General features: G+C 59.9%; 22 protein-coding genes. 7 read left to right on the forward strand and 15 right to left on the reverse strand.

All coding sequences use genetic code 11. From position 1 onward, the window contains the following. A partial coding sequence (locus FEM54_RS02435) for an Lhr family helicase (protein WP_420875311.1) occupies positions 1-2717 on the forward strand: 2717 nt, incomplete at its 5' end. A 112-nt stretch (positions 2718-2829) separates the two neighbouring features. On the opposite strand, the gene FEM54_RS02440 is transcribed toward FEM54_RS02435, so the two are convergent. Next, complete coding sequence (locus FEM54_RS02440; protein WP_138449340.1) at positions 2830-4938, reverse strand: mechanosensitive ion channel family protein; 2109 nt, start codon at positions 4936-4938, stop codon at positions 2830-2832. Positions 4939-5179: 241 nt separating this feature from the next. Between FEM54_RS02440 and FEM54_RS02445 the strand changes: the two genes are divergently transcribed. From FEM54_RS02445 to FEM54_RS02455, 3 genes are read left to right on the forward strand one after another with little or no spacing between them, the layout of a single operon-like run. Next, on the forward strand, positions 5180-5959 hold the full coding sequence (locus FEM54_RS02445) for an endonuclease/exonuclease/phosphatase family protein (protein WP_138449343.1): 780 nt from the start codon (positions 5180-5182) through the stop codon (positions 5957-5959). Beyond that, positions 5956-7218: a cardiolipin synthase ClsB gene (gene clsB / locus FEM54_RS02450; protein ID WP_138449345.1), complete on the forward strand. Its 1263-nt coding sequence runs from the start codon at positions 5956-5958 to the stop codon at positions 7216-7218. The genes FEM54_RS02445 and clsB overlap by 4 nt, the downstream gene beginning before the upstream one ends. Further along, positions 7208-8164 carry a lysylphosphatidylglycerol synthase domain-containing protein gene (locus tag FEM54_RS02455; protein WP_138449347.1) on the forward strand — a complete coding sequence of 319 codons (957 nt, stop codon included), beginning with the start codon at positions 7208-7210 and terminating at the stop codon, positions 8162-8164. The genes clsB and FEM54_RS02455 overlap by 11 nt, the downstream gene beginning before the upstream one ends. Positions 8165-8276: 112 nt before the next feature. Here FEM54_RS02455 and FEM54_RS02460 read toward each other — a convergent pair whose 3' ends face one another. Beyond that, positions 8277-9032 carry an alpha/beta hydrolase family protein gene (locus FEM54_RS02460; protein ID WP_017135976.1) on the reverse strand — a complete coding sequence of 252 codons (756 nt, stop codon included), beginning with the start codon at positions 9030-9032 and terminating at the stop codon, positions 8277-8279. Next, the gene (locus tag FEM54_RS02465) at positions 9022-10131 is read right to left on the reverse strand and encodes a DUF3182 family protein (RefSeq protein ID WP_138449349.1); all 1110 of its coding nucleotides are present in this window, start codon (positions 10129-10131) and stop codon (positions 9022-9024) included. Before FEM54_RS02465 ends, FEM54_RS02460 begins: the two co-directional genes overlap by 11 nt. Positions 10132-10380: 249 nt before the next feature. Between FEM54_RS02465 and FEM54_RS02470 the strand changes: the two genes are divergently transcribed. Then, on the forward strand, positions 10381-10944 hold the full coding sequence (locus tag FEM54_RS02470) for a cysteine hydrolase family protein (RefSeq protein WP_099547544.1): 564 nt from the start codon (positions 10381-10383) through the stop codon (positions 10942-10944). 20 nt (positions 10945-10964) lie between these two features. Here the strand turns inward: FEM54_RS02470 and tam are convergent, their stop codons facing one another. Further along, positions 10965-11726, reverse strand: a complete 762-nt coding sequence (tam, locus tag FEM54_RS02475; protein WP_138449351.1) for a trans-aconitate 2-methyltransferase — start codon at positions 11724-11726, stop codon at positions 10965-10967. Between the two features lie 102 nt (positions 11727-11828). Here tam and FEM54_RS02480 point away from each other — a divergent pair, with 102 nt between their 5' ends. Continuing rightward, positions 11829-12737, forward strand: a complete 909-nt coding sequence (locus FEM54_RS02480; RefSeq protein ID WP_138449353.1) for a LysR family transcriptional regulator — start codon at positions 11829-11831, stop codon at positions 12735-12737. A 67-nt stretch (positions 12738-12804) separates the two neighbouring features. Here the strand turns inward: FEM54_RS02480 and FEM54_RS02485 are convergent, their stop codons facing one another. Next, complete coding sequence (locus tag FEM54_RS02485; protein WP_017135971.1) at positions 12805-13332, reverse strand: single-stranded DNA-binding protein; 528 nt, start codon at positions 13330-13332, stop codon at positions 12805-12807. Between the two features lie 9 nt (positions 13333-13341). Next, entirely contained in the window at positions 13342-14736 is a 1395-nt protein-coding gene (locus FEM54_RS02490; protein WP_138449355.1) for an MFS transporter, read from the reverse strand. A 178-nt stretch (positions 14737-14914) separates the two neighbouring features. Here FEM54_RS02490 and uvrA point away from each other — a divergent pair, with 178 nt between their 5' ends. Then, positions 14915-17749 (forward strand): excinuclease ABC subunit UvrA, encoded by a 2835-nt coding sequence (gene uvrA / locus FEM54_RS02495; RefSeq protein ID WP_026013597.1) that lies wholly within the window; start codon positions 14915-14917, stop codon positions 17747-17749. A 65-nt stretch (positions 17750-17814) separates the two neighbouring features. On the opposite strand, the gene bfr is transcribed toward uvrA, so the two are convergent. From bfr to FEM54_RS34525, 9 genes are all read right to left on the reverse strand, one after another. Further along, on the reverse strand, positions 17815-18279 hold the full coding sequence (gene bfr / locus FEM54_RS02500) for a bacterioferritin (RefSeq protein ID WP_015886133.1): 465 nt from the start codon (positions 18277-18279) through the stop codon (positions 17815-17817). Between the two features lie 155 nt (positions 18280-18434). After that, positions 18435-19874 carry a catalase gene (locus FEM54_RS02505; RefSeq protein ID WP_370589369.1) on the reverse strand — a complete coding sequence of 480 codons (1440 nt, stop codon included), beginning with the start codon at positions 19872-19874 and terminating at the stop codon, positions 18435-18437. A gap of 247 nt (positions 19875-20121) precedes the next feature. After that, entirely contained in the window at positions 20122-20508 is a 387-nt protein-coding gene (gene rplQ / locus FEM54_RS02510) for a 50S ribosomal protein L17 (protein WP_017135967.1), read from the reverse strand. A gap of 41 nt (positions 20509-20549) precedes the next feature. Beyond that, entirely contained in the window at positions 20550-21551 is a 1002-nt protein-coding gene (locus FEM54_RS02515) for a DNA-directed RNA polymerase subunit alpha (RefSeq protein WP_003176403.1), read from the reverse strand. 22 nt (positions 21552-21573) lie between these two features. Further along, positions 21574-22194, reverse strand: a complete 621-nt coding sequence (gene rpsD / locus FEM54_RS02520) for a 30S ribosomal protein S4 (RefSeq protein WP_003210056.1) — start codon at positions 22192-22194, stop codon at positions 21574-21576. Between the two features lie 18 nt (positions 22195-22212). Beyond that, positions 22213-22602, reverse strand: coding sequence for a 30S ribosomal protein S11 (gene rpsK, locus FEM54_RS02525; protein WP_002555466.1), 390 nt, complete (start codon positions 22600-22602; stop codon positions 22213-22215). Between the two features lie 30 nt (positions 22603-22632). Then, on the reverse strand, positions 22633-22989 hold the full coding sequence (gene rpsM / locus FEM54_RS02530; RefSeq protein ID WP_003210063.1) for a 30S ribosomal protein S13: 357 nt from the start codon (positions 22987-22989) through the stop codon (positions 22633-22635). A 129-nt stretch (positions 22990-23118) separates the two neighbouring features. Then, positions 23119-23235: a 50S ribosomal protein L36 gene (gene rpmJ / locus FEM54_RS02535; protein ID WP_002555468.1), complete on the reverse strand. Its 117-nt coding sequence runs from the start codon at positions 23233-23235 to the stop codon at positions 23119-23121. 28 nt (positions 23236-23263) lie between these two features. After that, positions 23264-23335 (reverse strand): hypothetical protein (locus FEM54_RS34525; RefSeq protein ID WP_240792701.1); only part of this gene is annotated, 72 nt, incomplete at its 5' end.

The raw sequence follows: 23335 nt of genomic DNA on the forward strand, positions 1-23335 counted from the left end.
TGCTGGAGCCTCAGAGCCTGAACATCGGCAGCGTCAACGAAGACTTCGCGGTGGAGAGCATCGCCGGGGATATCTTTCAGCTCGGTAATACGTCCTACAGAATCCTGCGGGTAGAAAGCGGCAAGGTACGTGTCGAAGATGCCCACGGCCAGCCGCCGACCATCCCCTTCTGGCTGGGTGAAGCACCGGGGCGCAGCAACGAGTTGTCGGCGGCAGTCGCACGTTTTCAGGGGCAGTTGGACGCTCTGCTCAGCACCAAGCCCGGTGACCTGCAACCCGCGCAAGACTGGCTCACCGCCAGCCTTGGCCTGAACCGCGCCAGCGCCGAGCAGATCCTTGATTACCTGGCCCGTGCGCGCCTGGCGCTGAGCGCATTACCGTCCCAGGACACATTGATCATGGAACGGTTTTTCGATGAGTCCGGCGGCACTCAGTTGATCATCCACACGCCGTTCGGCAGCCGCATCAACCGTGCGTGGGGCCTGGCGCTGCGCAAGCGTTTTTGCCGCACGTTCAACTTTGAATTGCAGGCAGCCGCCAGTGAGAATGCAATCGTGCTGTCGCTGTCCACCAGCCACAGTTTTGAGCTGGATGAAGTGTGGCGCTATGTGAACAGCAACAGCGCCGAACACCTGCTGATTCAGGCCGTATTGGATGCACCGCTGTTTGGCGTGCGCTGGCGCTGGAATGCCGGTGTGGCCCTGGCGTTGCCGCGCTACACCGGCGGGCGCAAGGTGGCGCCGCAGATCCAGCGCATGAAAAGCGAAGACCTGATCGCCAGCGTGTTTCCCGACCAGATTGCCTGCCTGGAAAACCTCGCCGGCGAGCGCGAAGTCCCCGAACACCCGCTGGTTGAGCAAACCCTCGACGACTGCCTGCACGAAGCCATGGACAGCGAAGGTTGGCTGACGCTGTTGCGGCGCATGGAGCGCGGCGAAGTGCGCCTGATCAGCCGCGACCTGCCTGCGCCCTCGCCCATGGCCGCCGAAATTCTCAGCGCGCGGCCCTACACTTTTCTCGACGACGCACCGCTGGAGGAACGCCGCACCCAGGCCGTGCTCAACCGTCGCTGGAGCGACCCTCGCAGTACCGACGACCTCGGCGCGCTGGACGCCGAGGCCATTGCCGGCGTGCGTGAAGAAGCCTGGCCCGCGCCCAATGGCCTGGATGAAATGCATGAAGCGCTGATGAGCCTGGCCTGTATCGCCGACAACGAAGTCACGCCGCAATGGGCCGAGTGGTTGCATGCCTTGGCCAAGGGCGGGCGCGCCCATCAACTGGACAATGGCCTGTGGGTAGCGGTGGAACGCCTGAGTTGCCTGCAAGCGATCTATCCGAATGACTTGCCGTTGTTGCCGGGCTTCGATGAGCCCTGGACCTTTGACGATGCACTGGCCGAAGTGCTGCGCGCGCGCCTCGGCGGTTTCGGCCCATTGAGTCTGGTCGAGATCGCCACGCCGTTGGCGCTGCCGGTCGCGGATATCAGCCAGGCACTTGCGCGCCTGGAGCAGGAAGGCTATGTGCTGCGCGGCCGTTTCAGCCCCGGCGCCACCCAGGAACAATGGTGCGAGCGGCATTTGCTCGCGCGTATCCATCGCTACACAGTCAAGCGCCTGCGCCGGGAAATCGAGCCGGTGGCGCTGCAGGATTTCATGCGCTTTCTGTTCGATTGGCAGCACCTGTCCGACGGTACTCGCGGCCAGGGCAGCGCAATGTTGCCGCAGATTGTCGGGCAGTTCGAAGGTTACGCCGCCGCCACCTCGGCCTGGGACAGCGACTTGCTCAGTGCGCGGCTCAAGGACTATTCCTCCACCTGGCTCGACGACCTGTGCCGCAGCGGCAAACTGGTATGGACGCGCCTGAGCAACAAGGCCGGTGCCCTGGCACTGCGCAGTACGCCGGTGGTGTTGCTGCCGCGCAGCCAAGTGCCGCTGTGGAGCGGGCTGACCGAACCGACCGACAGCACCACGCTGTCGCCCAAGGCGCAGAAAGTCCACCTGGCGCTGCGTGAGCACGGCGCGCTGTTTTTCGACGAACTGGTGCATGAAGCCCATCTGCTGCGCAGCGAACTGGAAACCGCCTTGCAGGAACTGGTGGGCGCGGGGCTGGTGAATGCCGACAGCTTTGCCGGGCTGCGGGCCTTGACCACGCCCGCCAGCAAACGCCAGGCACGCAGCAGCCGGCGTGGGCGCGGGGCGTTTATTGGCGGCATGGACGACGCCGGGCGCTGGGCCTTGTTGCGCCGCTCGCCCAGCGCCGCCGGCCCGCATTCGGCCGAGACCCTGGAGCATGTGGCGATGACCCTGCTGCGCCGTTATGGCGTGGTGTTCTGGCGGTTGCTGGAGCGGGAGCCCGACTGGCTGCCAAGCTGGCGCGAATTGCTGCGCACCTTCCATCGCCTGGAAGCGCGGGGTGAGATTCGCGGCGGGCGGTTTGTGAGTGGTTTGGCGGGGGAACAGTTTGCGTTGCCGGAGGCGATTCCCCTGTTACGCGAGGTACGCCGTCGCCCACATGACGGCAGTTTGATTGCGGTGTGCGGGGCGGACCCGTTGAACCTGGTGGGCACCTTGCTACCGGGCAGCAAAGTGCCTGCGGTGAGTGGTAACCGGATTGTGTATCGCGATGGCTTGCCGGCGGCGGTGATGGTCGCGGGTAAGCAGCAGGTGTTGCTGGAGGAGGATTTGCAGGCGGTGCAGGAGAGGTTGATCAGGCGCTGAACCCTCTGTTGACCTTGCCGGCCTCATCGCGGGCAAGCCCGGCTCCCACAGGGGAATGCATTCCAACGGTGGGAGCTGGCTTGCCTGCGATGAGGCCGGAACAGTCATTACATCATTGAGGCCTGTGCTGCTCGGTCACCACCACCGCACCCGGCACCTCCTCACCCGCCTCATCCACAGGCGCCGAACGCTTGGGCAGCCAAACCTGCTGTGGATAAGTCTGCGCGAAGTGCACCTCATCACAGTTATCCACAAGCTTTTTCAGGCGCTGGTTAAATGCCCGGCTCACAGCATATTGCCCGCCCGACACGGTACGGAACTGCGCCGTCAGCACCACGCCGTTGAGGTCCATCTTGTCGACCCCAAACACTTCCAGCGGACCTTGCAGGTTGTACTTGAGGAACACATCGTCGCGGATCGACTGCCCCGCCTCACGGATCAGCTCCACAGCCTTGTCCACGTCGGTGTCGTAGGTGAACTGCACCGAGAAGAACGCATAGGCAAACTGCCGCGACTGGTTGGTGACCGCCTTGATCTGCCCGAACGGCACCGAGTGCACAAACCCCTTGCCGTCTCGCAGGCGCAGGGTGCGGATGGTCAGGCCTTCCACGGTGCCGGCATGGCCGGAGTCGAGCACTACCCAATCGCCGATCGACAGCGTGTCTTCAATGATGATGAACAGGCCGGTGATCACGTCCTGCACCAACTGCTGGGAGCCAAAACCGATGGCCAGGCCGACCACACCGGCACCGGCCAGCAACGGTGCGACATTGATGCCCAGGTTGGCCATGGTGGTGATCGCGCAGATCACCACCAGCACGATCTTCACCGCATTGCGCAACAACGGCAGGATGGTCTTGACCCGCGTGCTGGGCTGGCGACTGGAGCGCTTGTTGACCGGCGGCTTCAACGCCTCCTGGATTGCTGTGTCGAGCACCACCCAGAACAGCCAGGTCACCAGCAGGATCAGGCCGATGCTGCTGAGGGAATCGCTGATCGCCCTCCCCACAGAATTGCGCTGGGCAAATTCGAACAATGAGACGCCCCAGATACGCCCGAGGATTTCGATAAACGCGATGGCCATGGCGATGCGCAGTATTGCGTGCAGCAGGCTGAGGAAGCGCTCTTTGTAGGCGCTGCTGCGCTGGATCGCCACTTGGCTGCGGGACTTGAACAGGTGTTGCAACACCGTGCTGAGAAACACTGTGCCGATCAACAGAATCGTGGTGAACAGCGCGCAACGCAAAGCTTTCTGGTTATCGTCGCCGGCGCCGATCAGGTTGATCGCCGAGACCAGCACCATCAACAGAATCGGCCAATACCACAGCCCGGAAAACACTCGCAGCGATTGCTGCAGCGCCGGGTGTTTGAGGCGCTGGGCCAGCGGCCGATTGCGGATCAGATGCGCGACCGGACGGCGCAGGCGCACCACCAGCACGCCGAAAATCACCGCTGCAAACAGGCCGGTAAACACTGCGATGCTGCTGGTGATATTGCCGCCCAACTGGCGGGCAATCTGCGGGCTGGTCAATGCGTCGCTGAGGGCGGCCAGAAAACCGATCAGGAACAGCGGCTTGGGGCAATAGTTGCGAATAATCTGCACGGCTGGGCGCTTGTGGCCGACGTTGAACATGACGATGACGCACAACAGCATCGACGTGGAGAAGATACCGCTGCTGGTGGCATAGGCAAAACACAGCGCCAGCGCACGGCCTACGGAGCTGGGTAAAAAGTGGCTGACGTAAAGCGTCAGCGGCAGGCAGATCAGCGCTGGAATCGTGTAGGGCACCACGTAGCCAAGAACGCCCTGCAGACGCTCGCGCTGTGCAACGAAACGCCGCCGACCGAGGCGTTGCACGCTAAAGCGCCCGAGCAGCGTGAGTGCCGCAAAGGCGCCGACCCACACCCCGGACAGCAGCAGGAAGTCACCGGCCACGCTCCACGGCGAGCGTTGGGCGGTTTGATCGACCAGCCGCCCGACTTCATCCGCCGCACGGTCGGCGCGCAGGCGCCAGGCGTCGATGAGGTTCTGGTTGAGGTCGAGTTTGTCTTGCACATCGTCAATGCTGGAGCTGATGGCGCCGAGCAAGCCACCTTCGACCAGCAACTCCGGCTTGGCGGGAGCCTCAGCTGCCGCAGGCGCCGCGGCCGCGGCTTGCAGCGCGCCATTGCCACACACCAACAGCGCGACGAGCAGTAATGCAGTCTTTAGATTCAGCAAAACACCGGGCTCCTTCAGCAGGGTCTGTAAGGAACTGACGGGTTTGAGCGCTGATCGTTCCCACGCTCTGCGTCCATAGGACGCGGAGCGTCCCGGGCTGCATTACCACGCAGAGCGTGGGAACGATCGGTTAACAGCACCGCCTGTAGGTCACTCGAAACTTTCCGTCAACACCCGCAGTCAGCCAATAACATCAGCCAATAAAACAGGCTTCACCCTTTACTTATCCACAGGAGCGATCATGGCTGCGATTGCCGACTGGGTGCCCGTTACGCCCAGCACCGCCATCACCCGCTTCACCGTGCTGACGGTGAATATCCATAAGGGTTTCACCGCGTTGAACCGACGCTTCATCCTGCCCGAGTTGCGTGAGGCGGTGCGCAGCGTGGGTGCCGACATGGTGTTCCTGCAGGAAATCCACGGCACCCATGAGCGGCACCCGCAGCGTTACAGCGACTGGCCGAAGATGCCGCAGTATGAGTTCCTCGCCGACAGCATCTGGCCGCAGTTCGCCTACGGCCGCAACGCGGTCTACCCGCATGGCGACCACGGCAACGCGCTGCTGTCCAAATTCCAGATCATCCGCTACGACAACCTCGACATCTCCCAGAGCGGCCATGAAAGCCGTGGCCTGCTGCATTGCGTGCTGCGCTTGCCGGGCAGCGGCCAAGAGGTGCATGCGATCTGCATGCACCTGGGCCTGCGCGAGGTGCATCGCCAGCAGCAATTGCGTTTGCTGGAGCAGCGTATCGCCGAGATTCCGGCTGACGCGGCGCTGATCGTCGCCGGTGATTTCAATGACTGGCGCCACAAGGCCGACCTGAGCCAAAGCGGGCTCAGGGAAGTGTTTATCGAAGCCCATGGCAAACCGGCGCGCACCTTTCCGGCGCGCCTGCCATTGCTGCCTTTGGATCGCATCTATGTGCGTAACCTGAAGGTGCATAACCCCAGGGCGCTGACGACGCGGCCCTGGTCTCACCTGTCAGACCACGTGCCGCTGTCGGTGGAGATCGAACTATGAATGTCGCCGTGGAACACATTGCCACCGACCAGCCACCGGATGATGCCAAGGCCCGCGACCTGGATTACGGCTGGCAACCGGGCAACCGCATTGAGCTGCTGGAGAACGGCGAGGCGTACTTTCCCGCCGTCTTCGAGGCCATGCGCCAGGCGCAGCGGGAGATCCTGCTGGAGACCTTTATTCTGTTCGAAGACAAGGTTGGCCATGAGCTGCAAGGCATCCTGATTGAGGCGGCGCAGCGTGGCGTAAAGGTCATCGTCAGCCTCGATGGCTTTGGCTGCGGCGAACTGAGCCCCGCCTTTCTCGGTGAGCTGGCCGAGGCCGGGGTGACGGTGCAAATGTTTGACCCGGCAGCGAAGATAGTGGGCATTCGCACCAATTGGTTCCGTCGCCTGCACCGCAAGATTGTGGTGGTGGACGCCGCCGTGGCGTTTATCGGCGGGATCAATTTTTCTGCCGACCACTTGGGTGATTTCGGCCCCGAAGCCAAGCAGGATTATGCCGTGCAGGTAAGCGGCCCGGCCGTGGCGGACCTGCATCATTTCGCCCTCGCCCAAAGTGGCCGCCAGGTGCGCACGCGACGCGGCTGGCGACGGCGCCAGCAACGGCCATCGCTGTGGCCGACGCACACCGACGACGGCCTGGTGCGCCTGATTTATCGCGATAACCTGCAACATCGCGATGATATCGAAGAGGCCTATATACACGCCTTGAGCAAGGCGCAAAAACGCGTGGTGATTGCCAACGCCTACTTCTTCCCAGGCTATCGCCTGCTGCGTGAAATCCGCAATGCCGCGCGGCGTGGCGTGCAGGTGCAATTGATCATGCAGGGCCAACCCGATGTGCTGCTGGCCAAGCTCGCCGCGCGCATGCTGTATGACTATCTGCTCAAGGATGGCGTGGTGATTCACGAGTATTGCCAACGCCCGTTGCATGGCAAAGTGGCCTTGATGGATGACGACTGGAGCACTGTGGGTTCGAGCAACCTGGACCCATTGAGCCTGTCGCTGAACCTGGAAGCCAACGTGCTGATTCGTGATCGCGCGTTCAATCAACAGCTGTACGAAAGCCTGGAAACACTGGCGCGCAATCATTGCCGGACCATGCCGGAAAAGCGCAAGCCGCGCCTGTGGTTATGGCGATTGACCGTGGGCTTTTTGGTGTTCCATGTCATGCGGCACTTCCCCGCGCTGACGGGCTGGCTGCCAGCACACAAACCGCGCCTCAAGCCTTTCGAGAGCCACACCCATGAGCACTGAAAGCGGCGGCTCGCGGTTCAAGCGCTGGAAGAAACCGCTGACGATCGCGTTTTTTCTGCTGCTGATTGTGCTGTTCACCCTGCTCGCGCGGCGCATCGACTGGAGCGAAGTGCTGCAAACGCTGGCGGCCTTCAAGCTGCGCACGCTGCTGATCGCCGGTGGGCTGACGCTCTGCAGCTTTCTTGTCTACGCCAGCTTCGACCTGATCGGCCGCACCTACATTCGCCAGGATTTGCGTTGGAAGCAGATCCTGCCGGTCGGGATCATCAGCTACGCCTTCAACCTCAACTTGAGCGCGTGGGTCGGCGGCATTGCCATGCGCTATCGGCTGTATTCGCGGCTCGGGGTGAGCACCAGCAATATCGCCAAGATTCTTGGGCTGAGCCTGGCCACCAACTGGTTTGGCTATATGGCCGTGGCCGGAGGGGTATTCAGCAGTGGGCTGGTGACAATGCCGCCGGGCTGGAAGGTCAGCAGCGACGCGTTGCAAGGCATTGGCGTGCTGCTGGTGCTGGCCAGCCTGGGTTACTTGGCGGCGTGCCAGTTTGCAAAGAAACGCGCGTGGTCGATCAAGGGCATCGAGATCAACTTGCCGTCGTTGCGCATGGCCTGTTTGCAACTGGCACTCGGTGCGTTGAATTGGTCGTTGATGGCGGCGGTGATCTTTACGTTGCTGCCCGCCAAGCTGGACTACCCGCTGGTATTGGGCGTGCTGCTTATCAGCGCGATTGCCGGGGTGATCACCCATATCCCCGCCGGGCTCGGTGTGCTGGAAGCAGTGTTTATCGCGCTGATGCAGCATGAGGCGTCGCGGGGCAGTTTGCTTGCAGGGCTGATTGCCTACCGGGCGATCTATTTTATTTTGCCGCTGTTGGTGGCGGTGGTGATGTACCTGGCGGTGGAGGCCAAGGCCAAGGCGTTGCGGGTCAAGAAAACACCGGCGTGAACGGTGTCGGCAGTTCGATCGCCATCGCGGGCAAGCCCGCTCCCACAGGTTGCAATACATTCCAAGTGTGGGAGCCGGGCTTGCCCGCGATGAGGCCCTAAAGGGCACCACACTATCGCGATTGAATAATGCTCAACCGCTCCCCCACCACCATCTCGGTTATCCAGTCCACCAGGATCGAGGTATAGGCCTGCTGCGACACCGGGTCGCTCAACGAATGGTCGGCGCCATCGATGATCCGATGGGTCAGCGAATGGGTGTTCTGGCAGGCCGCGCGGTAACTCATGATGGTGGCATGGGGCACATGGTCGTCGGTTTCCGACTCGACGATCAACACATCACCGCTGAACTTGGCGCAGGCATGCAGGGCGCGATTGGTCTCGGCGTGTACCAGGGTGCTGCGGTAATCCATCAGGTCGGCCTTATCCAGGTCGCGCTTGGGCTTGAGCCACTCCTGGTCGCGGTACAGCGCCGGCACGCGCAGCGCCAACCAGCGTACCGGCCGCAATGAAGTGAGAATCGCCGCCAGATAGCCGCCATAACTGGTGCCCACCACGGCCACGGCCGAGGTGTCGATGGCGGGGTGTGAGAGCAGCCGATCATAGGCCGCCAGCAAATCGCGCAGGTTGTCTTCACGGGTGACGCGGGACAAGGGAATGCCGGTGCCGGCGTGGCCGCGCAGGTCGAAAGTCAGGCACACGCAGCCTAAGCCCGCGATGCCTTTGGCGCGCTCCAGGTCGCGTTCCTGGCTGCCGCCCCAGCCGTGCACAAACAAAACGCCGGGGACTTTGGATTTTGGACTCAGGAAGGTGCCGCTCATCTGTTCGTCGTCGATATCGATCGCAATGCTTTCGCTTCTAGCCGTCATAAGATTTAACCGTCACATACTTGAGAAGAAAGTCGCTGTTTTCGGCCGGGCCGCGATACACCTCAATAGCGTGCGCCGGCAGCGGTTGGTCCACATAGGTCTCTACCGAGGACACATGAATCGCCCGCAGGCCGGGGTTATTGATAAAGCTTTGCAGCGCGGCGACTTCCGCGCTGCTGGCCCCACCCATGCGCCAGGATTGTTCGAGCACGCCACTACGGCGTTGGCCGTCACTGTCCAGGCCTTGGGCAATGTCGTAATTGCGCCGCGAGGCATAGAAACCAGGGTAGGCCTCATCGGCGGCACTGTCGAAGACCTGGGCTTGTTGGATGGCTTCGCGCACATCGTCGGGCAAATCGAGCTCAAGCAGATCTTCATAGCCACCGGGCACCACCAGCAAGGTCGAGCCGCCGTAAACCTCTTCACCGTGCCCGTCCTGGGTGAGGTATTGCTCGCCGCAGTAGCTGATCACGTGATCGCCGATAAAGCTCTGGCCTACGCTATGGGTGGTGACGTCGTGCAGATCCTGCTCCAGCACTACGCCGTCGTTGAACAGCTGCGCCGCTTCGGGTCGCGCCAGCAAAGCCTCGAATGCGTCGAGGCTGTGGATAACTTCCTGGCCGCGTCCGGCACAGGCATGCACCGGTTTCATGCGAATCGGCCCGCTGTAGAGCAAGCGCGTGGCGGCAGGCAATGCGTCTTCAAGGGCAAACACGCTGAGCCCGTCGAGAACAACCGTGCGCACACGCTCACAGAACGCTGGCGACCAGCCTTCAGGCGCCGTGGCGTCAGGACTTAGCAGGCCGTGGGTGATCGCTTTGGTACAGATGAATGCGTGATCGACATAACCGCCCCATAGATCTTCCGGCCCTTTGATATTAAGCGGCCGCGCTTGGTCGGGACCGACCAGGGTTTGGGTGGGCAAGACATATGAGTCGAGGCCATCATGTAGCTGCGGGTCATAGCTGCCGCCGAATTTAAGCCCAAGGATCTGCGCCAGCCAGCGCGCGAGGGCGCGATTGGTTTCGACTTCATGCTGCGGCGCCCCTTGTCGTGTGGAGTGGGCGACTACGCGTTTTTTGCGTTGAATCGGGGTCATGCGTCCCCCTTGGCGATCCTGCCATGTGTGTGCAAGGACGGTTGCATGGATCACGCCAAGGCAAGGCTGGGGAGGATGGCCGTTAAATCAAACAGTTACTGACACAGCGATGGCACTAGGCCTGTTTTATTCTGCACGACAGGGGTTTAAACGGACGGTGTTCTGCACGACGCCTCCATCAAAGCAGCTGCGTGGATGGCGACGGGCCAGCTAAGATGCAAGGCACTGCCAACCATCATAAGGACACCCATGGCCAAGCAAGCGCTCATCCTCATCGATATCCAGAACGATTACTTCCCCGAGGGCAAGTGGCCGCTCGATGGCGTGGAAGCCGCGGCGGACAAGGCCGCGCAGGTGCTGCAGGCGTTTCGCCAGGCGGGCAACGCCGTTGTCCATGTGCGCCATGAGTTCACCAGCGAAGACGCGCCCTTCTTCACGCCAGGCTCCGAGGGCGCGCACCTGCATGCCAAGGTACTCAACGAGGGTAATGAGCCGGTGGTGCTTAAACACTTTGTGAACGCGTTTCGCGGGACAAACCTGCGCACCGTGCTGGAACAACGCGCCATCACTGACGTGGTGGTGGTCGGCAACATGAGCCATATGTGCATCGACGCCGTGGTGCGGGCTGCGGCAGACCTGGGCTACCAGGTCACGCTGATTCATGACGCCTGCGCGACCCGCGACCAGGTATTCAATGGCCAGGTGATTGCGGCGGCGCAGGTGCATGGCGCTTATATGGCATCGCTGGCCTTTGGGTACGCCAGCGTGGTGTCGACGGATGAATACTTGAAGGCGCAAGCGGCGGCGCAATGACCACCGCTTGTTTGCGGCCCTCAGCGGGTTGCGATGATGAACAGACGCGGAAAAGGCAGTAATACAGTGCCGTCAGCCAGGGCCGGGTAAGCCTGGGTAATACGCGCCTGGTATTGCTGTAGGAATGCGGCTTTTTCGCTATCGGTCAACGGTGCAAGAAACGGCCGCAACGCAGAAGCCTTGAACCACTCCACCACCGCCCCGTGATCGGCCAGCGGGTGTTGATAGGTGGTGCGCCACACGTCGACGGTGCTGCAATGTTTGCTCAGCAGCTCGTAGTAGTAACTCGCGGTGTGCCGCTCATTGTGTTTGACCGCACCAATCTTGGCCGCCCACGGGCCATCTGCCGCCACTTCGCGGGCCAGCCGGTGGGCAGGTTCGTCAAGGTTGTCCGGGGTTTGTACGGCGAGGGTGCCGCCAGGTGTCAGCTGGTCGAGCAGATGCGGATAAAGCGTGGCGTGGTCAGGTAGCCATTGCAGGGACGCGTTGGCGAGGATCACATCGAACTTCTGGCCTGGGTTCCAGGCGGCGATGTCTGCCAGCTCGAAACTCAGTTTCGGCAAACGCTTGCGGGCGTCGACCAGCATGTCGTCGGAGCTGTCCATGCCCGTAACGTGCGCCTGCGGGAAACGCTCGGCCAACACTTCAGTGGAATTGCCAGGGCCGCACCCCAGGTCGACGGCGCTACGCACATCGGTATTGGGAATGGCCGCGACCAAGTCACGGACCGGGCGGGTGCGTTGCTGTTCAAACATCGTGTATTGCTTGGCAGACCAGGTCATCGCGGCTTTCCTTCTTTGTTAGCGGTGACCACAGCCTAAGTCTTGTGAGCCATGAGAACAAATGCCAGGATTGGCAAACTCCCATACCTTGAAAGTATCCTTATGTTGGAGCTTCGCCAGCTTAAAGCCTTCGTGGCTATTGCCGAGGAAGGCTACATCACTCGCGCTGCGGAACGCCTGGGCATGCAACAACCACCCTTGACGCGCTTGCTGCAGAGTCTTGAAACGCAATTGGGTGTGGTGTTGATGGAGCGCCTGCCCCGCGGCGTGCGCCCAACCACTGCCGGCCTCGCGTTGCTGGACGAGGCGCGTGACATCCTGGCGCGGGCCGAGGGTATGGCCGACGTGGTGCGCCGTGCCGCCCGGGGTGAACGGGGCCGACTCGCTATCGGCTTTACCAGCTCGGCGGCGTTGCACCCGTTTGTGCCCAGCGTGCTGCGGCGGTTTCGCGAGGCCTTTGTGGGGGTCTCGGTGGTACTGGAAGAAGCGGGAACCGGCGAACTGCTGGACGCGCTGGTGCAGGAAAAACTGGATGCCGCGTTTATCCGCTCACCGCTCAGTGGCACGCAACAGTTGCAGGACGAACCGATCCTGGTGGAGCCGATGCTGCTGGCGCTGCCGACCGATCATCCCTTGGCACTCGATGCGGGGCAGCCGTTACCCTTGGCAGCATTGGCTGATGAGGCTTTTGTGCTCTATCGCCGTCGCGTGGGGCTGGGTTTGTATGACGCCATTCTGGTGGCCTGCCGTGAAGCGGGGTTCAGCCCGCAGGTGGTACAGGAGGCGCCACGCATGACAGCGACCTTGAGCCTTGTGGCTGCGGGGCTTGGGGTCTCCATCGTGCCCGCCTCCATGCAGCGGCTGCGCGGCGATGGCATTGTTTATCGCGAGCTGAGCGAATGCCAAAGCCTGGTGGCGCCGTTGCATTTGGCCACGCGTATTGGCGACAGCTCAGCGGTTTTGCGCAGGTTCAAGGAGATGGTGGTCACAGCGGCCGCGACGGACGCCTGATTGCAGGCATTAAAAAACCCCCGAGGCTTTCGCCTGCGGGGGTTTTGCTCGTTCCGGGCCTGGGACCTTAAAACGGGATATCGTCATCAAAGCTGTCGAAATCCGGAGCCGGCTGTGGCGCGGCCTGCTGTGGAGGCGGTGCCTGGCGCGACTGTTGCGGAGCCGACTGCTGCGGGCGCGGAGCCTGCTGGCGTGGGGTCGGAGCGGACTGCTGGTAGTTATTGCCCCCGCCCTGTTGGTCGCCCTGCTGTGGACGGCCGCCCAGCAGTTGCATGGTGCCTTGCATGTCCACCACGATTTCGGTGGTGTAACGCTTGATGCCGTCTTTTTCCCACTCGCGGGTTTGCAGTTTGCCTTCGATGTAGACCTGCGAACCTTTGCGCAGGTATTCACCGGCGATTTCTGCCACCTTGCCGAACATCGACACACGGTGCCATTCGGTTTTCTCGACCTTCTGGCCAGTCTGCTTGTCGGTCCACTGTTCGCTGGTCGCCAGACTCAAGTTGGTCACGGCGTTACCGTTAGGCAAGTAGCGAACTTCGGGATCCTGGCCGCATGTACCGACCAATATGACTTTGTTAACCCCACGGGCCATAACGTTCTCCTAGGCTGGGCGCGCTGTCGGCACTGGGTTGACCAGTTGCTCGAGCGTCGCGCGATCCAATAATTCGGTGTCTAATTTGATGTAGATGGCGGCTTCTTCTGCAATAACCACGGCATCTGTAACCCCGGTAACGGCCTTGAGGCGCTCAACCAGACCGGCTTCGCGGATCGCTTCTGGCGATAACGGCAAACGCAGGCTCGTCACATAGGGAGGTTCGCGCATGGTAACAGCAAAGGCCAACCAAAGTGCAGCCAGCCCGGCGCATCCGAGGAACACAACCGACAAACCGCCATGCTGGAACATCCAGCCGCCCATGATGCCGCCAAGCGCAGAACCCAGGAACTGGCTGGTGGAATACACCCCCATCGCCGTGCCCTTGCCGCCGGCCGGTGAAACTTTACTGATCAGCGAAGGCAGCGAAGCCTCCAGCAGGTTGAACGCGGTGAAGAACACCACCGTGCCGATTACCAGTGCCCGCAGGCTGTCGCCGAACTTCCAGAAGAATAGCTCAGTGAGCATCAGCGTCGCGACGGCGCCGAGCAAAACTCGTTTCATTTTGCGTTTCTTCTCGCCATAGATGATGAACGGGATCATGGCGAAGAACGAAATCAGCAGTGCGGTGAGGTACACCCACCAGTGCTGTTCCTTGGGCAAACCGGCTTTTTCGACCAGGGCCAAGGGCAAAGCAACGAAGCTGCACATCAGCATTGCGTGCAACACGAAGATACCTAAATCCAGGCGCAGCAGGTCCGGGTGCTTGAGCGTCGGCAACAATGCCTTGCGTGCGACGCCGGACTCACGGTGCTGCAAGGTGCCGGTGGAGCGCGGCACCATGAAGGCCACGATCACGATGCCGAACAACGCCATGCCGCCGGTGGCGAGGAACAGCCCGTGCAAACCGAAGGCACGGGTCAGCAAGGGGCCGACGACCATCGCAACGGCGAATGAAAGGCCGATGGTCATGCCGATCATGGCCATGGCCTTGGTGCGGTGTTGTTCGCGGGTCAAGTCCGAGAGCAGCGCCATCACCGCTGCGGAAATCGCCCCGGCGCCCTGTAGGACGCGCCCGGCAATCACCCCCCAAATAGAATCGGACTGGGCCGCGAGCACGCTGCCGAGGGCGAACACGATCAGCCCCAGGTAGATGATGGGACGACGGCCGATACGGTCGGAAATGATCCCGAACGGGATCTGAAAAAGCGCCTGGGTCAGGCCATAGGCGCCAATCGCCAGGCCGATCAGTGCGGGGGTCGCTCCTGCGAGATCCATTCCATAGGTCGCCAGCACCGGCAACACCATAAACATGCCTAGCATACGGAACGCGAACACCAGGGCCAGACCGCTTGCTGCTCGGGTCTCGCCGCTACTCATGCGTTCGCTGTGGGGATCGTGCATGGAAAAACCTCGTGTGAACCGGCGGCGATTCTACCAGTCCCATCGATTGAGAGGGTATATGCGGCGCTTTGCCGCGCAGCTTTCATGTAAGGCTGCACCCGGCACTTTGGCAGTGTATATTCATCCAGTCTTTAGCCGTATACTCCTGCATTATTTACGCCCGCCGTGCGAGGCCATCTTGGACAAGATCCTGATTCGTGGGGCTAGAACCCACAACCTGAAGAACATCGACCTGACCCTGCCCCGGGACAAACTGATCGTCATCACCGGCTTGTCCGGCTCGGGCAAATCGTCCCTGGCGTTCGACACGCTGTATGCCGAGGGCCAGCGCCGCTATGTGGAATCGCTGTCGGCCTATGCGCGACAGTTCCTGTCAATGATGGAAAAACCCGACGTCGACACCATTGAAGGCCTGTCGCCGGCGATTTCCATCGAACAGAAGTCGACCTCCCATAACCCGCGTTCCACCGTGGGCACCATCACTGAAATCTACGACTACCTGCGCCTGCTGTATGCGCGCGTAGGTATTCCACGCTGCCCGGACCACGACATTCCGCTGGAAGCCCAGACCGTCAGCCAGATGGTCGACCTGGTGCTGGCCCAGCCGGAAGGCGCCAAGCTGATGCTGCTGGCGCCGGTGATTCGCGAGCGCAAGGGTGAGCACCTGTCGGTGTTCGAAGAGCTGCGTGCCCAGGGCTTTGTGCGGGCGCGCATCAACGGCAAGCTGTATGAGCTGGACGAAGCGCCGAAGCTCGACAAGCAGAAGAAGCATTCGATTGATGTGGTGGTCGACCGCTTCAAGGTACGCGCCGACTTGCAGCAGCGTTTGGCGGAATCGTTCGAGACCGCGCTGAAGCTGGCCGATGGTATTGCCCTGGTCGCACCGATGGATGACGAACCGGGCGAAGAGATCATCTTCTCCGCACGTTTTGCCTGCCCGATCTGCGGCCATGCGATCAGCGAGCTGGAACCCAAGCTGTTTTCCTTCAACAACCCGGCCGGGGCCTGCCCGACGTGCGATGGCCTGGGGGTGAAGCAGTTCTTCGACATCAAGCGCCTGGTCAACGGTGACCTGACCTTGGCGGAAGGTGCCATACGCGGCTGGGACAGGCGCAACGTCTATTACTTCCAGATGCTGGGGTCGCTGGCGTCGCACTATAAATTCAGCCTGGAAGTGCCGTTCAACCAACTGCCAGCCGAGCAGCAGAAAGTCATCCTGCACGGTAGCGGCTCGCAGAATGTCGATTTCAAATACCTGAACGACCGCGGCGATATCGTCAAACGCTCGCACCCGTTCGAGGGCATCGTGCCCAACCTGGAGCGGCGCTACCGCGAGACCGAATCGGCGAGCGTACGCGAAGAGCTGGCGAAATTCCTCAGCACCCAACCGTGCCCCGACTGCCGCGGCACGCGCCTGCGTCGTGAGGCGCGGCACGTATGGGTAGGCGAGAAGACGTTGCCGGCAGTAACCAACCTGCCGATCGGCGATGCCTGTGAATACTTCGGTGTACTCAAGCTGACCGGCCGCCGTGGGGAAATTGCCGACAAGATTCTCAAGGAAATTCGCGAGCGCTTGCAGTTCCTGGTCAACGTCGGCCTGGACTACCTGTCGCTGGATCGCAGCGCGGATACCTTGTCCGGTGGTGAGGCCCAGCGGATTCGCCTGGCCAGCCAGATTGGTGCCGGCCTGGTGGGCGTTCTGTACATCCTCGACGAGCCGTCGATCGGCCTGCACCAACGTGACAATGATCGCCTGCTGGGTACGCTGAAACACCTGCGCGATATCGGCAACACGGTGATCGTGGTTGAGCACGACGAAGACGCGATTCGCCTGGCCGATTATGTGGTCGACATTGGTCCTGGTGCGGGTGTGCATGGCGGGCATATTGTCGCCGAGGGCACGCCTGCCGAAGTGATGGCTCACCCGGACTCGTTGACCGGCAAGTACCTGTCCGGTCGCGTGAAAATCGAAGTGCCAGCCAAGCGCACGCCGCGTAACAAAAAAATGGCGCTGCACCTCAAGGGCGCGCGCGGAAATAACCTGCGCAATGTCGACCTGGAGATTCCGCTGGGCTTGCTGACCTGCGTGACCGGTGTTTCCGGCTCGGGCAAATCGACGCTGATCAACAACACGCTGTTCCCACTGAGCGCCACCGCCCTGAACGGTGCGACTACCCTGGAAGCGGCTGCACACGACAGCATCAAGGGCCTGGAGCACTTGGACAAGGTGGTCGATATCGACCAAAGCCCGATTGGCCGCACACCCCGCTCGAACCCTGCGACCTATACCGGGTTGTTCACGCCGATACGCGAACTGTTTGCCGGCGTGCCAGAGTCGCGCTCACGGGGCTATGGGCCTGGCCGGTTCTCGTTCAACGTCAAGGGTGGCCGCTGCGAAGCTTGCCAGGGCGATGGCCTGATCAAAGTGGAAATGCACTTCCTGCCGGACATCTACGTGCCGTGCGATGTGTGCAAGAGCAAGCGCTACAACCGCGAAACCCTGGAGATCAAGTATAAGGGCAAGAGCATCCACGAAACCCTCGAGATGACCATCGAGGAAGCGCGGGTGTTCTTCGACGCAGTTCCAGCATTGGCGCGCAAGCTGCAGACGCTGATGGATGTGGGCCTGTCGTACATCAAGCTGGGGCAGTCAGCGACCACGCTGTCGGGTGGCGAGGCGCAACGGGTGAAGTTGTCTCGTGAGCTGTCCAAACGCGACACGGGCAAGACCCTGTATATCCTCGATGAGCCAACCACGGGCCTGCACTTCGCGGACATTCAGCAATTGCTCGACGTTTTGCACCGCTTGCGCGACCACGGCAACACGGTGGTAGTCATCGAACACAACCTGGATGTGATCAAAACGGCCGACTGGCTGGTGGACCTCGGACCGGAAGGCGGTTCCAAGGGTGGCCAGATCATTGCGGTGGGCACGCCGGAGCAGGTCTCCGAGATGCCACAGTCGCATACTGGTTACTACTTGAAGCCACTGCTGGCACGCGACAGAGCCTGATTTATCGGGCTCATGAAAAAGCCCCTGTCACTTTGCGGTGACAGGGGCTTTTTTGCAGCCGCAAATCAGAACTGCGATTGCAGGTAATTTTCCAGACCGACCAACTTTATCAGCCCCAACTGCTTTTCAAGCCAGTAGGTGTGATCTTCTTCGGTGTCATTCAACTGCACGCGCAGAATTTCGCGAGTGACATAGTCGTTGTGCTGCTCACAGAGCTCGATGCCCTTGCAGAGCGCGGCACGCACCTTGTACTCGAGACGAAGGTCGGCAGCGAGCATGTCAGGTACCGTGGTGCCCACGTCCAGGTCGTCGGGACGCATGCGCGGCGTGCCTTCGAGCATCAGGATACGGCGCATCAGCGCGTCGGCGTGCTGTGCCTCTTCTTCCATTTCGTGGTTGATACGCTCGTAGAGCTCGGTAAAGCCCCAGTCTTCGTACATACGCGAATGGATGAAATATTGGTCACGAGCTGCCAGTTCGCCCGTCAGCAACGTGTTGAGGTAATCGATTACGTCGGGGTGACCTTGCATCGCCCTACATCTCCCTGCTTGAAAGTCTGTAGTTTGAACCATGCTGACTCGAAGGTCACGGGACAAACGGCAGAAAAGCGAAGATATTCAGAGAAAAGTAGCGAAAATAACGCAAAAACCGCCCGAATGAGGGCGGTTCTGCTTCTCGTTTAGAGTCAGCTAAGCGTTACGCCCAATGCAGCTGCAATGCCCTGGCCGTAAGCTGGGTCAGCCTTGAAAAAGTGCTGAAGCTGGCGCTGAACCACATCACTGCTGACGCCGGCCATCGCGCCGGCGATGTTGTTAATCAGCAGCGCTTTCTGAGCGTCGTCTTGCAGGCGGAACAACGCACCGGCATGGCTGTAGTAGTCCGTGTCTTCACGTTGATCATAACGGTCAGCAGCACCGTTCAGCGCCAGAGGCGGCTCAGCGTACTGTGGCGCCTGCTTTGGTGTATCCGCCACGCTGTTGGGCTCATAGTTAGGAGACGCACCACCGTAACCAAAGGACATGGAACCATCGCGCTGGTTGTTATTGACCGGACTCAATGGGGAGTTGATCGGCAACTGCTGATGGTTGGTGCCAACGCGATAGCGGTGGGCGTCCGCATAAGCGAAAACACGGCCTTGAAGCATACGGTCTGGCGACAGACCAACACCCGGAACCATATTGCTTGGGCCGAAGCATGCCTGCTCGACTTCAGCAAAGTAATTCACTGGATTACGGTTCAGCTCCAGCTCACCCACCTCGATCAACGGAAACTCCTGCTGCGACCAGGTCTTAGTCACGTCGAACGGGTTTTCATAGTGAGCAGCGGCCTGAGCTTCGGTCATGATCTGGATGTTGACGCTCCACTTCGGAAAGTCACCGCGCTCAATCGCATCAAACAGGTCACGCTGCGCGTAATCAGGATCGGTACCGGCGATACGTGTCGCCTCCTCGGGTGTCAGGTTTTTGATCCCTTGCTTGGTTTTATAGTGCCACTTGACCCAATGGCGCTCGCCTTTAGCGTTGATAAGGCTGTAGGTATGGCTCCCGAAGCCGTGCATGTGACGATAGCCGTCTGGAGTGCCACGATCCGAGAACAGAATGGTGATCTGGTGCAGCGCCTCTGGGGACAATGACCAGAAGTCCCAGACCATCTGTGCACTTTTGAGGTTGGTTTGCGGCAACCGTTTCTGGGTGTGGATAAAATCTGGAAACTTGAGCGGGTCGCGAATGAAGAACACCGGGGTGTTGTTACCAACGATGTCCCAGTTACCTTCCTCGGTGTAAAACTTCAAGGCAAAGCCGCGCGGGTCACGCGCAGTATCTGCCGAGCCACGCTCACCACCCACCGTGGAAAAACGCAGAAACGTTGGAGTCTGCTTGCCTACGGACTCAAACAGCTTGGCGCGGGTGTATTGGGTAATATCCCGAGTGACGGTAAACGTACCGTGTGCACCTGAGCCTTTGGCGTGCACACGACGCTCAGGAATGTTCTCACGGTTGAAGTGCGCAAGCTTCTCGATGAGATGAAAATCATCGAGGAGCAGTGGCCCACGCGAGCCGGCAGTGCGGGAGTTCTGGTTATCTGCGACGGGAGCGCCGCTGGCGGTGGTCAGAATTGTACTCATGCTCAATCTTCCTCAGGTCAGGCTTAGAACTGCCGGCTAATCGGCTGGAGGGAGTATTGACCATCAAGATGACACCATCAAATGCATTAAATCATGGACTTTGATAGAAAATAACTAATAACCCGTCAGGGCGAATAGAGTTTGGATTAATAAGGGAACCGGCAGCGACTTGAGGAATATAGACGACTTTCCTATCGCCCACAAAAAACCGGGCACTAGGCCCGGTTCTTCGTTGCAGCGTGTCGTCTTACTCGGCGCTTACAGCTTCGCCGGCAGTAGCACGATCAACCAACTCGACATACGCCATAGGCGCGTTGTCGCCAGTGCGGAAGCCGCACTTAAGGATGCGCAGGTAGCCACCCTCACGGGTAGCGTAACGCTTGCCCAGGTCGTTGAAGAGCTTACCAACAATAGCTTTCGAACGAGTACGGTCGAAAACCAAACGGCGGTTAGCCAGGCTGTCTGTCTTGGCCAAAGTGATCAGCGGCTCAGCAACGCGACGCAGTTCTTTAGCTTTCGGCAGGGTAGTTTTGATCAGCTCGTGCTCGAACAGCGACACCGCCATGTTTTGAAACATGGCCTTGCGGTGCGAGCTGGTACGGCTCAGGTGACGACCACTTTTACGATGACGCATGGTTCATTCCTTACCAAACTCACGTTCGGTGATTACGACGATCAGGCAGTCGCCTTGTCGTCCTTCTTAAGACTTGCAGGCGGCCAGTTGTCGAGGCGCATGCCGAGGGACAGACCGCGGGAGGCCAGAACGTCCTTGATTTCAGTCAAGGATTTCTTGCCCAGGTTCGGAGTCTTCAACAGTTCTACTTCGGTACGCTGAATCAGGTCGCCGATGTAGTAAATGTTTTCCGCCTTAAGGCAGTTAGCCGAACGTACAGTCAGTTCCAGATCGTCAACCGGGCGAAGCAGGATCGGATCGATCTCGTCTTCCTGCTCGATTACCACTGGTTCGCTGTCACCTTTGAGGTCGACGAACGCAGCCAACTGCTGTTGCAGAATGGTTGCAGCGCGGCGGATAGCCTCTTCAGGATCCAGAGTACCGTTGGTTTCCAGATCAATAACCAGCTTGTCCAGGTTAGTACGCTGCTCGACACGGGCGTTTTCCACCACGTATGCGATACGGCGAACCGGGCTGAACGAAGAGTCAAGCTGCAAGCGACCAATGCTGCGGCTTTCGTCTTCATCGCTCTGACGCGAGTCGGCCGGTTCATAACCACGACCACGAGCTACAGTGAGCTTCATGTTCAGGGCGCCGTTAGACGCCAGGTTAGCGATTACGTGATCGGGATTAACGATCTCGACATCATGATCCAGCTGAATATCGGCAGCGGTAACCACCCCCGAACCCTTCTTCGACAAGGTCAGCGTAACTTCGTCACGGCCGTGCAGCTTGATAGCCAGACCTTTAAGGTTCAACAGGATTTCAATTACGTCTTCCTGTACACCTTCGATGGCGCTGTACTCGTGGAGCACACCGTCAATCTCGGCCTCGACTACTGCACAGCCGGGCATTGAGGACAACAGGATGCGGCGCAGCGCGTTGCCCAGGGTGTGGCCAAAACCACGCTCGAGAGGCTCGAGAGTGATCTTGGCGCGGGTTGGACTGACAACCTGCACATCAATGTGGCGGGGTGTCAGGAACTCATTTACCGAAATCTGCATGGATGCACCTATTTTCTAGCCCTTACTTGGAGTAGAGCTCGACAATCAGGCTTTCGTTGATGTCGGCGGACAGATCACTGCGAGCAGGAACGTTCTTGAAAACGCCCGACTTCTTCTCAGTGTCTACTTCTACCCATTCTACGCGGCCACGTTGGGCACACAGATCGAGAGCTTGGACAATGCGAAGTTGGTTTTTTGCTTTCTCGCGAATCGCGACCACGTCACCAGCACGAACCTGGTAGGACGGAACGTTAACGGTTTGGCCGTTTACGCTGACGGATTTGTGCGATACCAGCTGACGGGATTCGGCACGAGTCGAACCAAAGCCCATACGGTATACAACGTTGTCCAGACGGCATTCGAGCAGTTGCAGCAGGTTTTCACCGGTTGCACCTTTCTTGCCAGCAGCTTCTTTGTAGTAGCCGCTGAACTGACGCTCGAGAACGCCGTAAATACGACGGACCTTCTGCTTTTCACGCAGTTGGGTGCCGTAATCGGACTGGCGACCGCGGCGTTGGCCGTGGATACCAGGTGCTGCTTCAATGTTGCACTTCGATTCGATCGCGCGCACGCCGCTCTTCAAGAAGAGATCGGTGCCTTCGCGACGAGCGAGTTTGCATTTTGGACCAATGTAACGAGCCATTCTTTACAATCTCCTGGATTACACGCGGCGCTTCTTCGGCGGACGGCACCCGTTGTGCGGGATTGGCGTCACGTCGGTGATGCTGGCGATCTTATAGCCACAGCCGTTCAAAGCACGGACAGCGGACTCACGACCTGGACCTGGACCTTTGACGTTAACGTCGAGGTTTTTCAGGCCGTATTCCAGCGCAGCTTGACCAGCACGTTCAGCAGCTACTTGAGCAGCAAACGGGGTGGACTTGCGGGAACCGCGGAAACCCGAACCACCAGAGGTAGCCCAAGACAGCGCGTTACCTTGACGGTCGGTGATGGTCACGATGGTGTTGTTAAAAGATGCATGGATGTGGGCGATGCCATCAACCACTGTCTTTTTAACTTTTTTACGAGGACGAGCAGCAGGTTTTGCCATGATAATTTTCCTGTCGATTCGCGTGGGCGATTACTTGCGGATCGGCTTACGCGGACCTTTACGGGTACGCGCGTTAGTCTTGGTACGCTGACCGCGTACTGGAAGACCACGACGATGACGCAGACCACGGTAGCAACCGAGGTCCATCAAACGCTTGATTTTCATGTTGATTTCGCGACGCAGGTCACCTTCAGTGGTGAACTTCGCCACTTCGCCACGCAACAGCTCAATCTGCTCGTCGCTCAGATCTTTGATCTTTGCGGCTGGGTTTACCCCAGTGTCTGCGCAAATTTTCTGCGCAGTAGTGCGACCAACACCATAGATGTAGGTCAGCGAGATAACAGTGTGCTTGTTATCTGGAATGTTAACGCCTGCAATACGGGCCATTCAGTGGGACTCCAATTGACAGCTACCTACGCCCCGGAAGCCAAGAAATAGGGCGCGAGATAATATCGCTGTAATAACAAATAATCAACCCGGCAGCGCACTAGCTGCCGGGCTTCAAGCGGATCACACTCAGCCTTGGCGCTGTTTGTGACGCGGTTCCGCGCTGCAAATTACTCGAACAACACCTTCGCGGCGAATAATCTTGCAGTTACGGCACAGCTTTTTCACCGATGCACGAACTTTCATCACCAACTCCTCGAACCTTATGGGGTACTCAGCGCAACATGCCGCTGCCGTAGCCCTTCAGGTTGGCTTTCTTCATCAGGGATTCGTACTGGTGCGAAAC

It is taken from the genome of Pseudomonas edaphica (assembly GCF_005863185.1).
Taxonomy (GTDB): domain Bacteria; phylum Pseudomonadota; class Gammaproteobacteria; order Pseudomonadales; family Pseudomonadaceae; genus Aquipseudomonas; species Aquipseudomonas edaphica.